Annotated in this window: 1 protein-coding gene; it reads left to right on the top strand. The window is 74.9% G+C overall.

All coding sequences use genetic code 11. From position 1 onward, the window contains the following. A partial coding sequence (locus LLG88_14365; GenBank protein MCE5248093.1) for a homogentisate 1,2-dioxygenase occupies positions 1–1020 on the top strand: 1020 nt, incomplete at its 5' end. Between the last annotated feature and the right edge of the window lie 647 nt (positions 1021–1667).

The raw sequence follows: 1667 nt of genomic DNA, 5'->3' as shown, positions 1-1667 counted from the left end.
CCGCACTGGGTCGGCGCGGCGGAGGATCTCGGCCCGTTCCCCGGCGACGCGCCGCCGGAGCCGCCGACCGCGCTGCGGCCGCGCCACTTCCGCGCCGCGGACCTCGCGCCGGGGGGCGCGCCGTTCCTCGGCCGCCGGCTGCTCCTCGCCAACGACGCCCTCGGGGTCTACGCCGTCCAGGCCGACCGCGACGACGAGACGCTCGTCGAGAACGCCGACGGGGACGAGCTGGCGTTCGTCGAAGCGGGACTGGGGCGCCTCGAGACGCCGCTCGGCTCGCTGCCGTTCAAGATGGAGGACTACGTCTTCGTGCCGCGCGGACTGCCGCACCGCTGGCGCCTCAAGGGGAAGACGTTCCTGCTGCTCCTCGAGGGGCGCCGCTTCATCGACCTGCCCGCGCGCTACCGCACGGAGGTCGGGCAGCTGCGGATCGACGCGCCGTACACGCACCGCGACTTCGGCGCCCCGGTCTGGCCGGACCGCGGCCCGGCCTCGCTCCACGCGCCGCGGCGGCTGCTGGTGAAGCGCGCCGGCCGGCTCACGGCGATGGAGCTGCCGTACGACATCTTCGACGTCCACGGCTGGGACGGGCAGGTCTGGCCTTTCACCTTCCCGATCCGCGCCTTCCAGCCCAAGACCGGCCTCGTCCACCTGCCGACGACGACGCACGCGACCTTCGCCGGCGGCGGCTTCGTCGTCTGCTCCCTCGTGCCGCGCGCGACCGACTTCCACGAGTCGGCGATCTCCTGCTCCTGCCCGCACTCCTCGCCCGACTGCGACGAGCTGACGTTCCACGTCGCCGGCGCGGCGGCGTCCGGCGAGGCCGCGGCGGAGGGCTCGCTCACGCTCCACCCGGCGGGGATTCCGCACGGGCCGTTCCCCGGCCGCTACGAGGCGTCGATCGCCGCGCACCGCACCGACGAGCTGGCGGTGGTCGTGAACGCCGACGCGCCGCTCGCGCCGACCAAGCACGCCGCGGGGATCGAGGACGCCGGCTTCAACCTCGGCTGGAAGCCCTGACGCGCGTCGTGCGGCGGGGGGCGTTGGAACGCACCGCGTCATCGCGGTTCGTCGCGGCGACCTGCGTGACCACGGCCCGGCGCGGCGACCTGCGCGACCGCGACTCGCCGCGGCGATCCGCGCGACCACGGCACGTCGGCGCGATCCCCGTAACGACGACACGCCGCGGCAATCCGCGTAACCATGACACGCCGCGGCGACCTGCGTGACCGCGGCACGTCGCCGCGACCTGCGTGACCGCGACTCGCCGCGGCGACCCGCGCGACCACGGCACGTCGGCGCGATCCGCGCGACCCGCGACACGTCGCGGCGATCCGCGCGACCACGGCACGCCGCGGCGATCTGCGTAATCGCGGCACGTCGGCGCGACCTGCGTGACCGCGGCACGTCGCGGCGATCTGCGTAATCACGGCACGTCGCGGCGACCTGCGCAATCACGGCACGTCGCGGCGACCCGCGTAATCACGGCACGTCGGCGCGACCTGCGTGACCGCGATACGTCGCGGCGACCTGCGTGACCACGGCACGTCGCGGCGACCTGCGTCTCCGTAGGGGAGGCTGGCGCGCCCCGACGCACGTCGGAGAGCCCAAGGGACCACCGCGCCTGCCTCCCGACGTGGACATCGCACCCGCTTGCCTTTCGGCAT

The organism is bacterium (assembly GCA_021372775.1).
Lineage (GTDB): Bacteria > Acidobacteriota > Polarisedimenticolia > J045 > J045 > JAJFTU01.
The sequence above is the reverse complement of the archived record's forward strand: the minus strand, read 5'-3'. Positions and strand labels throughout refer to the sequence as shown.